The sequence below is a fragment of the Brachyspira sp. G79 genome (genome assembly GCF_002379365.1).
In the GTDB taxonomy this organism is placed as follows: domain Bacteria; phylum Spirochaetota; class Brachyspiria; order Brachyspirales; family Brachyspiraceae; genus Brachyspira.
This window is the reverse complement of sequence record NZ_JQIU01000008.1, coordinates 1823038-1842437: the sequence shown is the minus strand read 5'-3', so window position 1 is coordinate 1842437 and position 19400 is coordinate 1823038. Positions and strand designations below refer to the sequence as shown.

At 31.1% G+C, this 19400-nt stretch carries 8 protein-coding genes and 2 rRNA genes; 8 read left to right on the top strand and 2 right to left on the bottom strand.

Annotation, left to right across the window (positions count from 1 at the left end):
* Nucleotides 1–903: 903 nt before the first annotated feature.
* Nucleotides 904–3414 (bottom strand): cyclic nucleotide-binding protein, encoded by a 2511-nt coding sequence (locus tag KQ44_RS09550; protein ID WP_096737200.1) that lies wholly within the window; start codon nucleotides 3412–3414, stop codon nucleotides 904–906.
* 648 nt (nucleotides 3415–4062) lie between these two features.
* Here KQ44_RS09550 and KQ44_RS09545 point away from each other — a divergent pair.
* The 6 genes from KQ44_RS09545 (at nucleotide 4063) to KQ44_RS09520 (ending at nucleotide 10811) form a co-directional block, all read left to right on the top strand.
* Nucleotides 4063–7052 (top strand): 23S ribosomal RNA (locus tag KQ44_RS09545).
* Between the two features lie 120 nt (nucleotides 7053–7172).
* Nucleotides 7173–7289, top strand: a 5S ribosomal RNA gene (gene rrf / locus KQ44_RS09540).
* Nucleotides 7290–7362: 73 nt separating this feature from the next.
* On the top strand, nucleotides 7363–7593 hold the full coding sequence (locus tag KQ44_RS09535) for a hypothetical protein (RefSeq protein WP_096737199.1): 231 nt from the start codon (nucleotides 7363–7365) through the stop codon (nucleotides 7591–7593).
* A 157-nt stretch (nucleotides 7594–7750) separates the two neighbouring features.
* Entirely contained in the window at nucleotides 7751–8023 is a 273-nt protein-coding gene (locus tag KQ44_RS09530) for a hypothetical protein (protein WP_013113581.1), read from the top strand.
* A 154-nt stretch (nucleotides 8024–8177) separates the two neighbouring features.
* The gene (locus KQ44_RS09525; protein WP_096737198.1) at nucleotides 8178–8912 is read left to right on the top strand and encodes a Bax inhibitor-1/YccA family protein; all 735 of its coding nucleotides are present in this window, start codon (nucleotides 8178–8180) and stop codon (nucleotides 8910–8912) included.
* A 537-nt stretch (nucleotides 8913–9449) separates the two neighbouring features.
* Nucleotides 9450–10811, top strand: a complete 1362-nt coding sequence (locus KQ44_RS09520) for an MATE family efflux transporter (RefSeq protein ID WP_096737197.1) — start codon at nucleotides 9450–9452, stop codon at nucleotides 10809–10811.
* Nucleotides 10812–11618: 807 nt separating this feature from the next.
* Here the strand turns inward: KQ44_RS09520 and KQ44_RS09510 are convergent.
* A complete protein-coding gene (locus KQ44_RS09510) occupies nucleotides 11619–12110 on the bottom strand; it encodes a hypothetical protein (protein WP_096737196.1) in 492 nt (163 codons plus the stop codon).
* Nucleotides 12111–12940: 830 nt separating this feature from the next.
* Here KQ44_RS09510 and ileS point away from each other — a divergent pair.
* Nucleotides 12941–15712, top strand: coding sequence for an isoleucine--tRNA ligase (gene ileS, locus KQ44_RS09505; protein WP_096737195.1), 2772 nt, complete (start codon nucleotides 12941–12943; stop codon nucleotides 15710–15712).
* Between the two features lie 212 nt (nucleotides 15713–15924).
* Nucleotides 15925–18960 (top strand): N-6 DNA methylase, encoded by a 3036-nt coding sequence (locus KQ44_RS09500; protein ID WP_096737194.1) that lies wholly within the window; start codon nucleotides 15925–15927, stop codon nucleotides 18958–18960.
* Nucleotides 18961–19400 lie beyond the last annotated feature (440 nt).

Here is a 19400-nt window from a genome sequence, read left to right as displayed (position 1 = left end):
TTTATATATTTTTTAATAAAAAATCTTTTTTTATTTTATTTATTATCATTTTTTCATTTCAGAAGGAGTATGAATATTCCATTCTCCATATTATTTATTTGTATCATAATTATCTACTCTTTTTATTTTTCAGCCTATACATAATTTTGGATCATTTTCATCCAAATTAAAAGTATATTGAAGAATAATTATAATTTTTTTCTTTATCATAATTTAATCTTTCAAAAATAAATCTCCATCTTTTCTTACTAAACCCATTGCGGCAAACATAATTCCAGAATTAATTATATCATTTTTATTATCAGGAATATTTCCAGTATATACCTAAGCAAATATGATTTATCAATTTTGAGTTATTTGATAAATGTAATTATAAATTATAAATAGTATAAAGTATTATTAGTCATTAATAAAATAAGTTTTATAAGTTTAAATGTAAAATAAATAATTTATTTTTTATAATAATAGCTAATCAGCCTTTGCTGCTTCGGATACACTTACTCGCTTCGTTCGGTCGTGTTGACATTTGATAAGAATAAACAGTGATGTGTGGCTCGCTATTTATAAACTTAAAAATTTTCAGTATAATTAAATATTTCTATTAAATCTCCTGCAGATTTATTAATTTCAATCAATAAGTCAAAATCCGTAATTTTGTGTATTATTAAAATTTGTTTTTGAATAAATTTTAATATCATTTGGTAAAATAATGGTATAAAAAATATATTTCATTCTTTTTTTAATAATTCATAATTAATTTTCCTAATTTTTATTATTATACCTAAACAAATATATTTTGTTTTTATTAGAATTAATATAAGTTTTTATATATTATAATTTTATAAAAAGGGCTTTGAAAATTAATTCAAGCCCTTTTATTTAGTACGATTTTTTACTGTCCTATTACATATCTTTATAGAACTCTATATGATGCTGTAATTCATAAGGCAAAGGATTTCCTGTTTTAGTAAATTTGAAATATCTGTTTTCAAGCTCTGTAGCTTTTTTGCTTCTGATATTTTTAAATCTGTTTGCTATTTCTGAGAACATAGGCTGTTTAGCTAGTTCATCTCTTATATTTTTAGCAAAAGGAACTTGTCTGTATAATATTCCTCTTGCCACTCTGTTAAGACGCATAATACCTTTGCTTTCATATTTTATCCATAGATTGTAGTCTGAAACAAATACTTCTCTAAGATTATTTCTGCATTTCTTAATTTGTATTTTTAATTTTTCTTTAGCTTCATCTGACAAGTTTCTGTTTTTCTTATAGAATTGAACATAATCGCTGTATTCAGAGGTAATAGACATTTGAGTAATATCATTCCAAGCAGGTCCTAGCATAGTTTTGCATAGTTCCCATCTAAATGCACCGATTGTAGGTATAAGAAGAGCCTCTAAGTCTTCTGAAGTAAATATAGGGAATAAGAATCTTCCTGTGCTGTTTTTTTGTCTGCTTGAAAGCTCTTCCCACATTATAGCTCTTGAACCAAATGTAGGCATAAGTATTATGTTAGGAAGCACTTCCTGCATGACAAGTTCTTTTTCTATATTCAATTCTTTATTTTTGTATAATACTTCTCTATAAAATGCTGAGAAATCTATATCTGTTATATCTTTTATAGATTTTTCCATTATATCTCTTCGTATTAATGCTCTTTCAAAATCTTTTGTAATCATATCTTTGTGAAGAATAGGGAAATATACGCTAACCTGACCATAGCATAGTCTGTGAGTAGTTTCAATCATATTTTCAACTTCATACTCAAGTCTTTTAGAAGAACTTTCCCAATGCTCTTCAAGTTCTTTATCGCTTATACTGCCTCTTTTTTTTAATTCTCTTAGTGCCTCTCTATAATCCTGACCAAAACCATTTACAGAAGGAGGTTCATCTTTATCGTATATTTTCTGAAGCCATTCGTCTATATAGAAAACATTTATTTTTTTTGTTTTACTTTTGTCTTTAATTTCATATAAATCCATTATTTGATTTGGGGTAAGCAGTTGATCGTCCATATATCCAAAGTTTAGGAACATTTTTACAAGTTTGCTGTTTTCACCGTTTATTATAGCTCTTTTAGCAATTTCTTTATATATTTCAAAGAATACAGTTGTAACACCTCTTCTTATTTTTCTAACATCATCTTCAGTGCTGAATTTATCTCTTAATTTTCTATATGCCTGTAACGATTTCATAAAACTTTTAGCTTTGTTTTCATCAATTCCAGACATTTCTATTAACTTTTTAGTAGGGTCTTTTACTTCGCTAGGCAGCTCTTCAAAACCTATAGTAACTTTTATATTATCGATACCGTCTGTATCTGTACTAATTTCATCAGATGAAGCGATATTATTTTTAGATATTCTTTTTAATATAGAATCCATCTCTTCAGTATCTATATTAAGATCATAATCATATTGAGTTTTAATTTTATTATAGATATCTTTTATGATGCTTGACATAAATTTTATATATCTAACCCATACATCATTATCTTTTCCTTGTTTGTCTAGTTCAGCAGCTGTTTTTACATATTCGCCGAATAATGATTCATTTTCATTTGATGATAAAAATAAAATATTTTCTATAGCTTCAACTATTTCTGTCTTTAACAAAGATGATATTTTTTTTAGGGTTTCATAAAGCATGTGTGAGGCATCTAAACTCATATTTGTATCATAGGAGAAGAATTGAGTCTTAATATTTTTAGGCATAGTTAAAAATCTTCTCACATAATCAATTTCAAATTCTAATTTTTCAATATTTTCTTCTTCATCAAACTGATTTTTGTTATGCATATATATTTCAGAGTGATCAGCCCTTATAAAATCTACATCAAATGAAGTAGGGAAATTAAAACCTGAGTTTATGGAATCTTCATAAGTTTCTTTATATTTTTTTAACATTTCAGACTTTATATTTTTTGATTTAGTCTGCTGCAAATTAAAATATATAACAGCAAGATTTGAAGATATTATTTTCACATCATCATTAATTCTTTTTATTTTAATATATTCTTCATACGATTTTAAAATAACATATGCTATAGAATGATACATATTAGTAAGATATGCTTTATTAACTTTGAAAAATGTTTTAACATATTCCTGATTTGGAGTTTTGACAGCATATATTTCAGTATCATCTTTTGACTTGAAAGAAAACATGTATTTAGAATTGGTTTTATAGCTTCCAATTCCAATCATAATATTTCTAGGTATTGAAAATAGTCGGCAGCTGTAACGCATAATTTCATTTTCATCTTCAATTCCTAATATATCTTTAGAAGATATATAAACATCTATTTCGCCATTAGTAATTATAGATATATTTTGTACTTTTTCTCCTTCATAAAAAATAATAGAATTTGGTTTTAATTTTATATTTCCGTTTTCTTCAATACTTACACTCATAATTTTCAACTCTCTCTAATTTTTATATTTATATATTATAAAATTATATATTATTTTTTTAAAATATGCTAGTTTTTTGTATATTTTTGGAATTTTTGCTTAGAAATTTCCCTTTTAATACCAAAAATTTGCCCAAATTTGTATTTTTTTATAAAAAATTGGGGTTCAAAAATAGGATTTTTAGCTTTAAGGATTTTGATGGTAGTAAAATTTGTATTAAATGTAGTATAAAATCCATAAATCTTAAAAATACAGCTATTTTTTTTTAAAAACTGCCTCTAAAAGCTATTGCGTTTTTAGAGCTGTATGCTATAATAATAAAACAGTTGATGAGAAACAAAAAACAAAACGAAAGAAACGAAACACCAACTGAAAAACGAAAAACTTAAAGTTCTTTGACAGATATATGAGAGCGTAGATTTTTAGAAAGTAATTTCCAACATAAATACGGAAATCAGCGATTATAAAAATCTTCACTAGATAAAGAAAACACAATTAGATTGTGTGTCTTAGAGTAGAAACAATTAAGCGGAGCGTTACTAAAGAATTAGATAAGAAACAGCTTTAATTAGCTAAAAAGTCTCATTCAATTTGATGTATTAAACTTAGCTTCTATGTTATTAGCAATAAAGAAGAAAAGGGTAATATGGTCAAGTAAGTAAGGGCTTAAGGTGGATGCCTAGGCACTGGAAGGCGATGAAGGTCGTGACAAGCTGCGATAAGCTGCGGGGAGAAGCAAATATTCTATGATCCGCAGATCACCGAATGGGAAAACCCATAGAAGTAAACCTTCTATATCATAAACTGAATCCATAGGTTTATGAGGCGACACCCAGGGAACTGAAACATCTAAGTACCTGGAGGAAAAGTAATCAAAATTGAGATTCCCTAAGTAGTGGCGAGCGAAAGGGGAAGAGCCTAAACCATAATAATGTCAAGTTGTAAGGCGTTGTTGTTATGGTGTTGTAGGGCGGTGAGTAATGTACTTACATGCATTGACTTTGCTTTATATGATAGTGGAACTGTTTTGGAAAAGCAGACCATAGTGAGTGATAGTCTCGTACACGAAATCATATAGACAAGGTTTTACCGTTCCTGAGTAGGGCGGGGCACGTGAAACCCTGTTTGAATCTGGGTAGACCACTATCCAAGGCAAAATACTAACCAGTGACCAATAGTGTAGAGTACCGTGAGGGAAAGGTGAAAAGTCTCCCGTTGAGGGTTATTAAATAGAACCTGAAACCTTAAGCTTACAAGTAGTCAGAGGGGACCCTGCTAGCAATAGTAGAAGGCCTGATGGCGTGCCTTTTGTAGAATGAGCCTGCGACTTATAGTACGTAGCAAGATTAAGAGGTAATAGCCTTGTAGTCGTAGTGAAAGCGAGCCTTAATAGGGCGATATTAGTTGCGTGCTATACGACCCGAAGCCAAGTGATCTACCTATGAGCAGTGCGAAACTCGAGTAACATCGAATGGAGGTGCGAACCAGTGGCCGTGAAAAGGCTTTGGATGACTTGTGGGTAGGAGTGAAAGGCTAATCAAACTTGGAGATAGCTGGTTCTCTCCGAAATGTCTTTAGGGGCAGCGTTATGTGTTTACTTGCGGGGGTAGAGCACTAAATGGACTAGGGCTCCTAACCGAGTACCAAACCCAACTAAACTCCGAATACCGTAAGTTAAGAGCATGGCAGTTAGACAGCGGCGGATAAGCGTCATTGTCAAAAGGGAAACAGCCCAGATCCTCAGCTAAGGTCCCAAAATCTATGTTAAGTGGGAAAGGATGTGAGAATACTTAAACAGCCAGGAGGTTGGCTTAGAAGCAGCCATTCCTTTAAAGAGTGCGTAACAGCTCACTGGTCGAGTGTTCTTGCGCCGAAAATGTAACGGGGCTCAAACATAGTACCGAAGCTAGGGAATTATAGAGTTAATCTATAATTGGTAGGAGAGCGTTCTTTAAGCCGTTGAAGGTTTACCGTAAGGTGGGCTGGAGGTATAAGAAGTGAGGATGCAGGCATGAGTAACGAGAAAACGGGTGAGAAACCCGTTCGCCGCAAACCCAAGGTTTCCTAGGTAAAGCTAATCTGCCTAGGGTTAGTCGACCCCTAAGATGAGGCTGAAAAGCGTAGTCGATGGGAAACAGGTAAATATTCCTGTACTATGATATGTTTCGATGGAATGACACAGATTGTTTACGTACGCGTTAGATTGGTAGATAACGTCAAACAGTTTAGACTTGTGATGAGTAAAATGCTTGTTGCTTTAAGGTTGAGGCTGGATAGTGACTGGGCTTTCGGGTTCAGGAAGTTGCGTGAGCTAGGCTGTCGAGAAATAATTTCTAAGGTTAGGCATGTCATAATCGTACCGCAAACCGACACAGGTGGGTGAGATGAGTATTCTAAGGCGCTCGAGATAATCTTCCCTAAGGAACTCTGCAAATTAGTCTTGTAACTTCGGAAAAAGAGACGCTTGAATCTTGGTAGCAATATTGAGAGGAGAGTCGCAGTGAAAAGGCCTGGCCGACTGTTTAACAAAAACACAGATCTCTGCAAACATGTAAATGGATGTATAGGGATTGACACCTGCCCAGTGCTGGAAGGTTAAAAGGAGAGGTTAGCGTAAGCGAAGCTTCGAATTGAAGCCCCAGTAAACGGCGGCCGTAACTATGACGGTCCTAAGGTAGCGAAATTCCTTGTCGGGTAAGTTCCGACCTGCACGAATGGTGTAACGATCCGGGCACTGTCTCGGGGAAGAACTCGGTGAAATTGAATTATCAGTGAAGATGCTGATTACCCGCAACAGGACGGAGAGACCCCGTGAACCTTTACTATAACTTGACATTGAGTTTTGTTTTGTGATGTGTAGAATAGATGGGAGGCTTTGAAGTGGGAGCGCCAGCTTTCATGGAGCCATCTTTGAAATACCATCCTTCGCAAAATGGGATTCTAACGATTAGCCGTTATCCGGCAGTCGGACATTGTCAGGCGGGTAGTTTGACTGGGGCGGTCGCCTCCTAAAGAGTAACGGAGGCGTGCAAAGGTCACCTCAAACCGAATAGAAATCGGTAGTAGAGTATAAAGGCATAAGGTGGCTTGACTGCGAGAGAGACATCTTGAGCAGGTACGAAAGTAGGTCTTAGTGATCCGGTGGTCCCGAGTGGAAGGGCCATCGCTAAACGGACAAAAGGTACTCCGGGGATAACAGGCTTATCTCCCCCAAGAGTTCATATCGACGGGGAGGTTTGGCACCTCGATGTCGGCTCATCGCATCCTGGGGCTGGAGCAGGTCCCAAGGGTTTGGCTGTTCGCCAATTAAAGCGGTACGCGAGCTGGGTTCAGAACGTCGTGAGACAGTTTGGTCCCTATCCGTTGTGGGCGTTGGAAAGTTGAGAAGAGTCATTCTTAGTACGAGAGGACCGGAATGAACGCACCGCTGGTGTATCTGTTGTTCTGCCAAGAGCATCGCAGAGTAGCTATGTGCGGACGGGATAACCGCTGAAAGCATCTAAGTGGGAAGCCTCCTTCAAGATTAACTTTCCCTATGAGTTTCGTTGGAGACTACGACGTTGATAGACTGCAAGTGTAAGCAGGGAAGAAATACCTGTTCAGCTGAGCAGCACTAATCAGACCAATGACTTGACCATATTATCGTTTTCTTCTTAAATAATAGAAATCATAATAAAAGAGTAGAATGAGACAATCTACGCTCTTATATATCTGACAAAGATACTTAAAACTTTGTTCTTTTAATTTGTTAATGTTATTTCGGTGACCATAGAGAAAGTGATACACCCGTTCCCATTCCGAACACGGCAGTTAAGCCTTTCATCGTCGATGGTACTGTAAGGGTAGCTTTACGGGAGAGTAGAACGTTGCCGGGTATATATTATATATTTATCCCAATAGATTTTTTCTGTTGGGATTTTTTTATTTTATTCATTGTATGAGTTTATTATGAGTAATAAAGAAAGAATTATAAAAACTATTAAAATTATAGCATACTTATTTTCTTATATGATGGTTACTGTGGTTGCTTTTAATTACGGTTATATGTTCTATGCTGTTAAATTTAATGGGGCTTCTGCTCCTCCTAGTGTTTCTTTTATTTTTGCTATTCCTTTTATTGCTGCTATATTTGTATGTGTTATTATAATTAAGATAATTAAGAGAAGAATGAAAGATTAGTATAAAACTATTTTATTATAAATGCATACTAATTTATACAGATTATATTTATGATATATTGAAAATATTACTTTATTCAAAATAATCAGTTATATATACATTATATAGCTATTTTTATTTATTATATAATAAAAATCATTTTGGAGGTTTGTTAATAATGGAAAAAGAAAAGAAAAAGATTATGGTTATTTCTGGTTCTATATTTAGTATTATAATTGTTATACCGCTTACTTTAGTTATTTATAATCTTAAATTAGAAAATGCTTCTTATCTTCCAAATACTTTTTCAAAATATGCTGTATCTTTTTTAATAGCATTTATAATCATTCATCTAATATCAGTAATTTTTAATAAACTTATATTACTTGTTTTTACTTTAATTGCTGCAATTCTTATAAAGAAAATAGTAAAATATGAGGAAGATGAATAACTTTAATTTTTCTTATAAGAATTATACTTTTATCATAAAAATATAAAAAATATTACTTTATTTAAAATAATAAGTTATACTTTATACTAGTATTTTATTAAACTTATTATATAATAGTAACTTAAATAAAAATAATTTTGGAGGTTTAAAAATAATGGCAAATCCAGTATTATCAGATAAGGCATTTAATTATGCATCAAGTTATGAAAATGAAAATACAATGACTCTTAATGGGGCAATAAACAAGTCAATAATACTTACATTAGTATTAATGCTTTCAGCTATGGTAAGTGTATTTTTTGTTTTGGCAAAGAATCCTGATATGATTTATCCTGCTGCTTTTGGTTCGTCTATAGCTGCTTTTGTTTTAGCTTTGATAATGACTTTCAAAAAAGAATTGTCTAAAGTGTTTTCTATACTTTATGCTATACTTGAAGGTGTTGCTATAGGGGCAGTTTCTTATGTATTTAATGCTGCTTATGATGGTATAGTTGTTCAGGCTGTGTTTCTTACATTCTTAGATTTATTTATAATGTTAGTTTTATACAGATTTAGAATAATAAGAGTAACAGAAAAATTGAGAAGTGTAATTATGGTATCTACTTTGTGTATAGGTATTGTATATTTAGTTAATTTTATAATGTCATTCTTTGGTACTAGAATACCTTTTTTGTATGGTTCAAGTCCTTTAAGCATTGGAATAAGTATTGTAGTAGTTCTTATTGCTTCTTTCAATCTTCTTTTGGATTTTGATTTTATGGAGAAAGGTGAAGAATATCATATGCCTAAATATTTTGAATGGTATGCTGCTTTCGGACTTCTTGTTACTTTAGTATGGCTTTATTTGGAGATATTAAAACTTTTAGCTAAAACTAGAAGCAGAGATTAAAGATTATGTAATTTGAATTTAATAGCATGCATAAATTAATAATATGCATGCTTTTTTATTGATTAATACGCACGCTAAATAGATTTAAAAATAAAATTATATTCTTTTTTATTTTTAAGCTTTAATAATTATTAAATATTAATCGTGCGTTAAACAACGTTCTTAAAAATAATAAAAACTTGGGCGGGTGTGCTTTTACAGTAAGCATATTATAAAAAATAAGCATTAATAACTTATATTAACGCAATAAAATTTTAGAGGGTGGGGAGTGTAAATAATCTTTTAAATCTTACTTTCGATCACACCATTTAGATTTTATAATTAAATATAAATTCTTTAATCTATATTTTACACATATACAAAAAAGGCATTACTACACTATCATTTTTCATTTATTATTTTATATAAAGCCCATTATAATAAAATACCAATTGTAGATTACAATTCATTGCTATAAAAATAATATTTTTACTATTTAATTAATTATTATTTAGTTTATAATACTAATTACAATTTAATTTGAAGGTATAATAAAAAATGGACAATCATATAGGGACGGACCTCACAGAATCAAAAGTTGTTCCAACATTAATAAAACTTCTTATACCAATATTATTATCTAATATACTAAATGTAGTATACAATATAGCTGACAGCGTTTGGATAGGAAATATTATAGGTCCTCTTGGGCTTTCTGCAGTTGCTGTGAGTTTTCCAATAATGCTTTTAATAGGCTCTTTTGCATTCGGAGTAAATATGGCTAACGGGGTTATAGTATCACAGTATTATGGGGCTAAAGATTATAATACTGTAAGCCATGTTATAAAAGTATCTACCACATTGGGAGTTATAATACTTTTTACTGTAGGATCTCTTATGCTTATATTTTCAAGAACTATATTGAAAATTATGAATACTCCAGAAAATGCTATGGACATGGCACTTATTTATTTGAGAATATCTATAATAGGTCTTCCATTTGCATATGCTTATTTTTTTATATCTTCTATACTTAGGGCTGTTGGAGATACTGTAAGACCTCTAATATTTTTAATCATATCATCTATGCTCAATATAATATTAGACCCGATACTTATAAAAGGCTTTTGGATAATACCTGCAATGGGACTTAAAGGTGCTGCTATTGCTACTGTTATATCCCAGTTTACTTCTGTACTAATAAGTATAACATACTTGAGAGTAAAAAACAGCTTTATAAAAATTAATCCTTTTATACTTACATTTGATTTGAAAATGACAAAAAAAATAATGAAGTTAGGAATACCTATTTCATTTAATCAATTTATAGTGGCTTTCGGCTGGCTTGTAATAACTAGGCTTATAAGCAGTTTTGGAGAGGCTGCAAGTGCAACTGTGGCTATTGTTAATAGGGTGGAATCGTTATTTATTATGCCTGTAGGTGCTTTAGGTAATGCTGTTATGACAATGTCTGCACAAAATATAGGGGCTAAAAAATTAGACAGAGTAAAAGAGATTTTTAAAAGCGGCATTATAATAGGGCTTATAATCTCTTCTGTTATGAGTATTTTTTCTATAACTAATCCTTACCTTCTTATAAGAATGTTTACAAAAGATGTTTCAGTATTTGAATATGCTAAAAGCTATATTTATACTATCATGCCTATATTTATTTTTTATTCTGTGATGTTTGTATGTAATGGTATTATAAACGGAGCTGGAAAAACTATTGTAATAATGGCTTTCACCACATCAACAACGCTTATATTAAGAACTATTTTAGCTTATGCTTTATCACCGCATTTTGAACTTGTAGGTATTTGGGCTTCTATGGGTATATGCTATATAATAAATACTTTATTTAGTCTTTATTATTTGAAATCTAATAAATGGCAGAAAAATGCTAATATTACAAATTAAAAAATGTTATTAATGTTATTAAGTTGTGTGTATATAAAACATCAAATTAAAAAAACGCTAGGGTGGGCATGCTTTTTGATGTAGATATAAAATAATAGAAGTATAGATTAAAGAATTTATATTTAATCACAAAATCTAAAGGGTGGGCAGTGAAAATAAAATTCAAAAAAATTATTTATACTCCCCGCCCTCTAAAATTTTATTGCTTTACTATAATTTATTAATTCCAATTTTTTATAATATGCTCACTGTAAAATCACACCCGCCCAAGCTTTTATTATTTTTAAGATATTATTTAACGCACGATTAATTTTGTATAATTATTTTAGTAAAATTATAAAAAACTATTTTATTATATTTTAAATTTCTGTTTACCGTGCGTTTATTATAAAGCAGGTGCATGCTTTCCTTTGTTAGGGCCATTAGGATGTTTGAGACAATAACCATTTACTAATGACTGTAAAGATTTGTTTTTAGCTCCGCAGTACTTGCAAAAATATTCAGACTTTTCACCGCCTTCATAAAGTTTATGCTTACCCTTGTTAGGACCATTAGGGTGTTTGAGACAATAACCGCTAGTAAGTGAAGCTATAGATGAGTATTTATCAGTATTCGCAGTAAAAGTTTTGAGCCATAAAAAGCCTCCTTTATTTTTTGTTATGTATTAATTATATAATATGTTTGCGACAAAAACTGTCATAATTTTTAAGAATTTTATTTTTTGTATAAATATAAAAAGCCATGCAAAAATAAAAGGCTTCACCTGAAAATACAGGCAAAGCCTTTAGCTAAAAATATGATTGATTATTATTTTTTATTGCAAACTATATCTGTATTTTCAATACTAGGCATTACTGTATTTTTTGTATATCTAATTGTTACAGAAGTATCAGAAAATTTTAAAGTACCAACAATAGCATCTGGTGTTTCGTTAAAATCAGGATTAGAAAAACTATAATCAGTACCAGAACCTGTTACAGGAAAATATCCTTCATATGTAGGCTCATTAGCATTGTCTCTACTAGCCGAAATACCAAGTTGACCGTCTTTTACAGATATCCATAGATATCCTGTACCTCCTAATTGCTCAACAGTATAACTTTGAGCTGACACATAACTATTACCATTGAATTGCTCTATACCTTTTGAACTGTCCACTGCTGAATTACCATTACCATTTGAACTGTCTTCTGTTGAATTACCATTACCAACTCCTGTTGTGTCCTTATTAGAACAGCTTACTGATAATACTCCTACTACAAATAGGGTTAGAAAGATTGTTAAAATTTTTTTACTCATATAAAACTCCTTTTAATTAATTTTTTATATATAAATATTATTAAAGACATTTATTTATATTTTAATTTAAATATTTTTAAATGTATTATTAAATTTAAATACGAATTTAAATTTAAATATAAATTTATTACACTATACATTATTTTAAACAAATAGCAACTATAATATTGATTTTTTTTTACAATTTTATGCTATATTCTCGCGTATAAAAGTTTATCAAGTATAGAAGATTTAATACTGTTTTATACTAATTTATATAAATACTTTACCCTCAAATACAAGGAATTGAAGCGTTTTGATATTAGTATTGTTTCATACTATTTTAGGAAGAATATCTCCCTCCAATAACAAGGCTTTGAAGCGTTTGAAAATATATAAATAAAATTCTACGTATCATAAATATTTCTACAAGTTTTATATTTTGTAGTTAGAGAGTTTAGTTACTAATAAATTAAATTGCATGAAGTAAGAATAAGCTGCTAAAATTTTATTAATTCTAAACCTTCAAGCCCCAAGTCTTTTTTGGCAACTTTGACGAAGTCCCCCTTTGGGGTACGACGAAAAAAAAGTTGATAAAATATTCATTAAATAAAAACTTTGTCAAACATTTATATACTCATTTTATTAATATTTTCCCTATCAAAAACAAGGAATTGAAGCGTTTTGAGTTTTCAATATACATAACAGAAGAAATCTGTAATAATCAATTATTATAAGCATTCAATAAAATAAAACTTGTAAAATTCTCTCTTATAGTATAAAATTATATATCTTTATAAAATAATAAAAATTTTATTTAAGAAAATCTAATTAATGGAGCAAAAATTAAGATGGACTATAGTTCTACTATCAATCTGCCTAAAACCGCTTTTCCTATGAAAGCAGGTTTGAAGGAAAAAGAGCCCAAAATAATAAAAAAATGGGACGAAGAAAAACTTTACCAACAGCTTAGAGAATTAAGAAAAGGTGCTCCTAAATGTATTTTACATGATGGACCGCCTTATGCGAATGGAGACATTCATATTGGAACATCATTGAATAAAATTATTAAAGATATTATTGTAAGGTATAAATCTGCTAAAGGGTTTGATTCACCTTATGTTCCGGGCTGGGACTGTCATGGTATGCCTATAGAATTAAAGGTGCAAGAAAGTTTGGGAGATAAATATAAAGAAACTTCTAAATTTATAATGAGAAAAAAATGCCGTGCTTATGCTCAGAAATATATTGATATTCAAAGAAAAGAGTTTAAAAGACTTGGTGTTATGGGCGATTGGGAAAATCCTTACCTTACTATGTCGCCTGAATATGAATCTGAAATAGTTGAAGTGTTTGCTAAACTTGTAGAGAAAGGATATATATATAAAGGATTAAGAACTATTCACTGGTGTATGGACTGTGAAACAGCATTGGCTGCTGCTGAAATAGAATATGACGATAATCATACTTCTACAAGTGTTTATGTGAGATTTCCAGTATTAAATAAAATCAGTGATAAACTAAACGGCAATGTTGATGTTATGATATGGACTACTACTCCTTGGACACTTCCTTCAAATATGGCTTGTGCTTTCAATAGAGATTTGGATTATGTGGCTGTTGAAATAGACGGAAGATATGCAATAATGACTAAAAGTCTAGTTGATACTGTTCTTGGTAAAAAAGACATGAAAGCAGAAGGCAGAGATATGATTCCAGTATCTATAGAAGAGATTGAAAAACTTGAAATAGCTCACCCATTTATCAAAGACAGAAAATCTGCTGTTGTATTTGCTGATTATGTTGAGGCTACTGCTGGTACTGGTGTTGTTCATACAGCCCCAGGTCATGGTATGGAAGACTATCAGACAGGTGTTAATTACGGACTTGATATATATTGTCCTGTAGATAAAGCTGGAAGATATACTAGCGAGTTTCCAGAAATGCAGGGCATGAAAGTAAGAGACGCTAACCCTAAAGTAATTGAAATACTTGAAAATAACGGTTCATTATTCTATAAAGAGAAAGTTACGCATAGTTATCCTATTTGCTGGAGATGTAAAAATCCTTTGATATTCAGAGCTACTTCTCAGTGGTTTATGGATATGAAGCATGACAATATAGACGAAAGAACTGTTAAATCTTTAGATAATATTAAATGGTATCCTACTTGGGGACATGACAGAATGAGAAAGATGCTTGAGAATCGTCCAGACTGGTGTTTATCAAGGCAGCGTTCTTGGGGTGTTCCTATACCTGCATTCTATTGTAAAAACTGCGGTAAAACTTTACTTACTGCAGAGTCTACTAAGCATTTTGCTGAAATAGTAAAAACTAAAGGAATGGACGTATGGTTTGAATTAGAGCCTAAAGATTTACTTCCTGAAGGTACTAAATGCGAATGCGGTTCTTCTGATTTTGGTAAAGAAGAGGATATTTTGGACGTTTGGTTTGATTCTGGCGTATCATCATTTGCTGCACAGAAAACTAATAAAGATTTGGACGGAGTTTTCCCTGTTGATATATATTTGGAGGGAGGCGATCAATACAGAGGCTGGTTCCAAGCTGCAATTTGGCCTTCTATGGCTATAAGAGGAATTCCTCCATATAAAGAACTTGTTACTCATGGCTGGACTTTGGACGAGCAGGGCAGAGCTATGCATAAAAGTGCTGGTAATGTTGTTTCACCTTTAGAAGTTATTGACAAATACGGTGCTGATATATTAAGACTTTGGTGTATAAGTGAAGACTTTACTCACAATGCACGCGTTGGTGATAACATGATGAAAGCTATTGCTGACAATTACAGGAAAATAAGAAACACTTTCAGATATTTGCTTGGAAATATTTCTGATTTTGATTACAGCAAAGAAAAGATCGAAGTTAAAGATTTACTTCCTGTAGACAGATATGCATTATCAAGACTTCATAGTTTTATAAAAGTTGCTGATAAAGCCTGCGAGGGTTATGAGTTTCATTTATTCTATCAAAGACTTATAAATTACTGTGTAGTTGAGCTTTCTGCTACTTACTTTGACATTATAAAAGACAGATTATACTGCGACAGAAAAGATTCTCTCTCAAGAAGAAGTGCTCAGACTGTACTTGTTGAAATATTAGATGTATTAGTAAAACTTATAGCTCCCGTACTTCCTTTCACAACTGATGAGGTTTGGGGATACTACAAAGGAGAAAATGCTTCTTCTGTACATTTGGAATTATATCCTAAAGCTGATGATAGTTTGATTGATTTAGAGTTGGAGCAAGAATGGGCTTCGCTTCTTAAAGTACGCGATGATGTATTATTATCTCTTGAAAGAGCCAGAGACAACAACACTATAGGTAAATCTTTAGAGGCTTATATAACAATATGCCCTAAAGAATCATCATCAAAAGACTTGCTTACAAAATACCAAAAATATTTAAACGAAGTATTCATTGTAAGTAAAGTAACAATTTCAGACAGCAAGGACGATACATTTATAGAGGGCGGAGTTTCATTTGTTAAGACAGAGAAAGCAAGCCATGAAAAATGCGTTCGCTGCTGGGGACATTATGAGAGTGTAGGCGAAGACAGCGAGCATAAAGAGTTATGTGCTAGATGTGCTGAAGCGGTTAAATAAAAAATAATATAATTTTTAAATATTAAAAGGGCGGCTATGTTTAATGGCTGTCCTTTTTTGTTTGTTTTATTATTGAATATTTAAGTAAAATTTTGTATACTATATAAAAGTGTAGATCTATTTTATAACTTAACGAAAGTATTTCGTTTAAAGATTATTTTTATATTTGAATGTTATAAAAATAAAATTATTAAAAGTAATGTGGGGACATTATGTTAAGTAAAGAAGAAGCGTATAAAAAAGTTGAAGAGTTAGTTAGTAAGTTTAGGAATAATAAGGAGCAGTATACTAACAAAAATTATAATGAAACGGAGACTAGAAGGGATTTTTTGGATCCGTTTTTTGAGGCGTTCGGTTGGGATGTGGCTAACAGGGCGGGTAAGTCTCAGACTTATAGAGATGTTATTCATGAGGATAAACTCAAAGTGGGTAAGGAAACTAAAGCACCTGATTATGCTTTTCGTATTGGCGGAAATAGGGTTTTCTTTGTGGAGGCGAAAAAGCCCGGGGTTAATCTTAAAGATGACAGTCTGCCTGCTTTTCAGCTTAGGAGGTATGGCTGGAGTGCTAAGCTTGGTATTAGTTTTCTTACTGATTTTGAGGAGCTTGCTATTTATGACTGCAGTAGAAAGCCCAGCATAAATGATAAGGCTTCTACTGCTAGGATTGAGTATATTCATTTTGAAGATTATCTTGATAGGTTTGATTTTCTTTATGAGATACTTAATAAAGAGAGTATTGAGCAGGGTTCGCTTGAGAAATATATTGCGGGGAGTTCAAACAAAAAAGGTACTGAGAGCGTTGATATTGATTTTTTAAGCACGCTTGACAATCTGCGTACTAAACTTGCTTCTAATATATCTAAATTAAACAAAGATTTGTCTGTAAGGGATTTGAATTATGCGGTTCAGCAGATTATTGACAGGATTATATTTTTGAGGGCGGCTGAGGACAGAGGCATTGAAGAGTATGGGGATTTAAAAAGGACATGCGAGAGTAAGAATGAGAATTTTTATAATAACCTTTTGGGGATTTTTAAAAGGGCTGACGGTAAATATAATTCGGGGCTTTTTGATTTTGCTAAAGACAGTATAAGCGGTAATATAGAGATTGACAATAAGGTGATAAAGGAGATTATTAATGAGCTTTATTATCCTTTGAGTCCTTATGAGTTTTCTGTGATATCGGTTGAGATAATGGGGAATGCTTATGAGCAGTTTTTGGGTAAGACTATCACTATAGGGAGGAATCATAGTGCGAAGATAGAATTAAAACCAGAGGTGCGTAAGGCTGGAGGGGTGTATTATACACCTGAGTATATAGTTGATTATATAGTGGAGAACACGGTTGGGGAGGCTATAAGGGGTAAGAAGCCAGAAGAGATTGCAAATATAAAAATATTGGATCCTGCCTGCGGCAGCGGAAGTTTTTTGCTTGGGGCGTATAAATATTTACTTAATTATCATATTGAATATTATAATAAGATAAAGGACAGGGCGAAGTTTAAGGGGTCGAAAGAAGATGTAATAAAAGAGAATGGGGATTTGACAATTTGGATAAAGAAGCAGATATTACGCAACAATATATTTGGGGTGGACATAGACAGCAATGCGGCTGAGGTAACGAAATTATCGCTTCTTATGAAATGTTTGGAGGGCGAGAGTCCAGCGTCAATACAGAACAATCAGGATTTATTTAATGAGCGGGCTTTACCGTCATTGGAGGATAATATCAAGTGCGGTAATAGTTTAATAGGTAATGATTTTTACAAGAGCCATCTCGATTTGGACGATGACACTTTATATAAAATTAACTGTTTCGATTGGAATTCAAAGTTTAGGGATATTATGAAAGCAGGGGGATTTGATGTAGTGATTGGAAACCCTCCTTATGTAAAAATTCAAACTATGATGGAGGCAAGTCCGTTATCTGTTGAAACATTGAAACAAAATTATAAAAGTGCAAGCAGCGGTAATATAGATATTTATTTATGTTTTGTTGAAAAAGCTCTTCAATTATTGAAGCCTACAGGTGAAATGGGATATATTTTACCTCATAAATTCTTTGAAGGAGATATGGGAGAAAATTTAAGAAATATTATAGCTAGTAAAAAGGATTTGAAAAAAGTTGTATATTTTGGAGCAAATCAAATATTTGATAATGCTACAACATATACTTGTTTATTATTTTTGAGCGGAAGCGAAAGAGAGAATTTTGAATTGTTTAGATTTTATAAAGATGAAGATGTAGAAGAAGCATTGAAAAATGCAGAATTTGTAGAGCTTCCAATTTCATTAACTAATGAAGAAAAATGGAATTTCCATAGTAAAGATATACTCAATATATTGAATAAATTAAAATCTATGCCTGTAAAATTAGAAGATTTGACTAGAAAAATATTTGTAGGAATTCAAACTAGTGCAGATGATATTTATATTTTACAAGGTGGAGAAGAAAATAATGGAATTGTAAAAACTTATTCTAAATCATTAGATAGAGAAATTGAAATAGAGAGAGGATTTATAAAACCATTTTTATTGGGTAAAGATGCAAAAAGGTATGCAACTATTATACCAAGTAAATGGGTTATATTTCCTTATAAACTTGTTAATGGTAATGCTGTTTTGTATACAGAAAATGAAATAAAATCTCAATTTCCAAAGGCTTGGGAATATTTGAAAGAGAATAAAAAAGAATTAGAAAGCAGAGAACATGGTAAATTTAAAAATACATGGTGGCAATATGGAAGAACTCAAAATTTGACAGAATTTGAATGTAAAAAGATTTCAATTCCTTATATGGCTAATAAATCACAGGCTATTTGGGATAATGATTGTTTATACCATAATACAAAATTATATAGTATTTCATTTAAAGAAGATGTTAAATATAATCCTTATTATATATTAGCTATAATTAATAGTAAATTATTCTATTATTATGTTGCTAATACAGGTACAGTTTTTAGGGGTTGGTTTTCAGTATTTACTCCAAATTTTATAGGTTCTTTTCCTATAAAAGAGTTGGATTTGGATAATAAGCAAGACAAAGAAATTCATGATAAATTAGTTAATCTCGTCGACAGTATTATTGACTTAAACAAAAAATTAGCCTCTGAGAAAAACCCTAACACTATTGAAATGCTTAATACGCGTATACAAGCCGTTGATGCTGCCATTGATAAGATTGTGTATTCTTTGTATGGGCTTAATGATGAGGAGATAAAGATTATTGAGGGCGGTAACTAAAAAATATTAGTTTAATAATTTAATTTTTATTTAAACAAGGGAGCTATTTCCCTTGTTTTTTTATGCTTTTTTTCTAAAAAAATTAATTTTTTATTTTACTTTTATTTATATTAATTGTTTTATTTTTATAAGATTAACTTATAAAAATCTTAAAAAAATATGATATTGCATTTATTTTATAAAAAATATGGTATAAAGGGTATGAACTATATGAAAACAATATTACTATTTGTTATAAAGATATCATTAATATCTCCAATATTTTTTATTATAATTTCAAAATTTATAGCTGATATTTTGAATAAATGTAAGTTTTGGCAAAACAATAAATATTTAACATATTTGATTGATAATATATATAGTTTATTATTATTGATATTTTTTATACTTATTTGCATATTGTTTAATTTAATGATTAAATCAATAATAAAAAAAGTAAT

Coding starts and splice junctions, on each gene's coding strand:
- KQ44_RS09500 (WP_096737194.1), top strand. CDS start 15,925: ATGTTAAGTAAAGAAGAAGCGTATAAAAAAGTTGAAGAGTTAGTTAGT.
- KQ44_RS09510 (WP_096737196.1), bottom strand. CDS start 12,110: ATGAGTAAAAAAATTTTAACAATCTTTCTAACCCTATTTGTAGTAGGA.
- ileS (WP_096737195.1), top strand. CDS start 12,941: ATGGACTATAGTTCTACTATCAATCTGCCTAAAACCGCTTTTCCTATG.
- KQ44_RS09525 (WP_096737198.1), top strand. CDS start 8,178: ATGGCAAATCCAGTATTATCAGATAAGGCATTTAATTATGCATCAAGT.
- KQ44_RS09535 (WP_096737199.1), top strand. CDS start 7,363: ATGAGTAATAAAGAAAGAATTATAAAAACTATTAAAATTATAGCATAC.
- KQ44_RS09550 (WP_096737200.1), bottom strand. CDS start 3,414: ATGAGTGTAAGTATTGAAGAAAACGGAAATATAAAATTAAAACCAAAT.
- KQ44_RS09520 (WP_096737197.1), top strand. CDS start 9,450: ATGGACAATCATATAGGGACGGACCTCACAGAATCAAAAGTTGTTCCA.
- KQ44_RS09530 (WP_013113581.1), top strand. CDS start 7,751: ATGGAAAAAGAAAAGAAAAAGATTATGGTTATTTCTGGTTCTATATTT.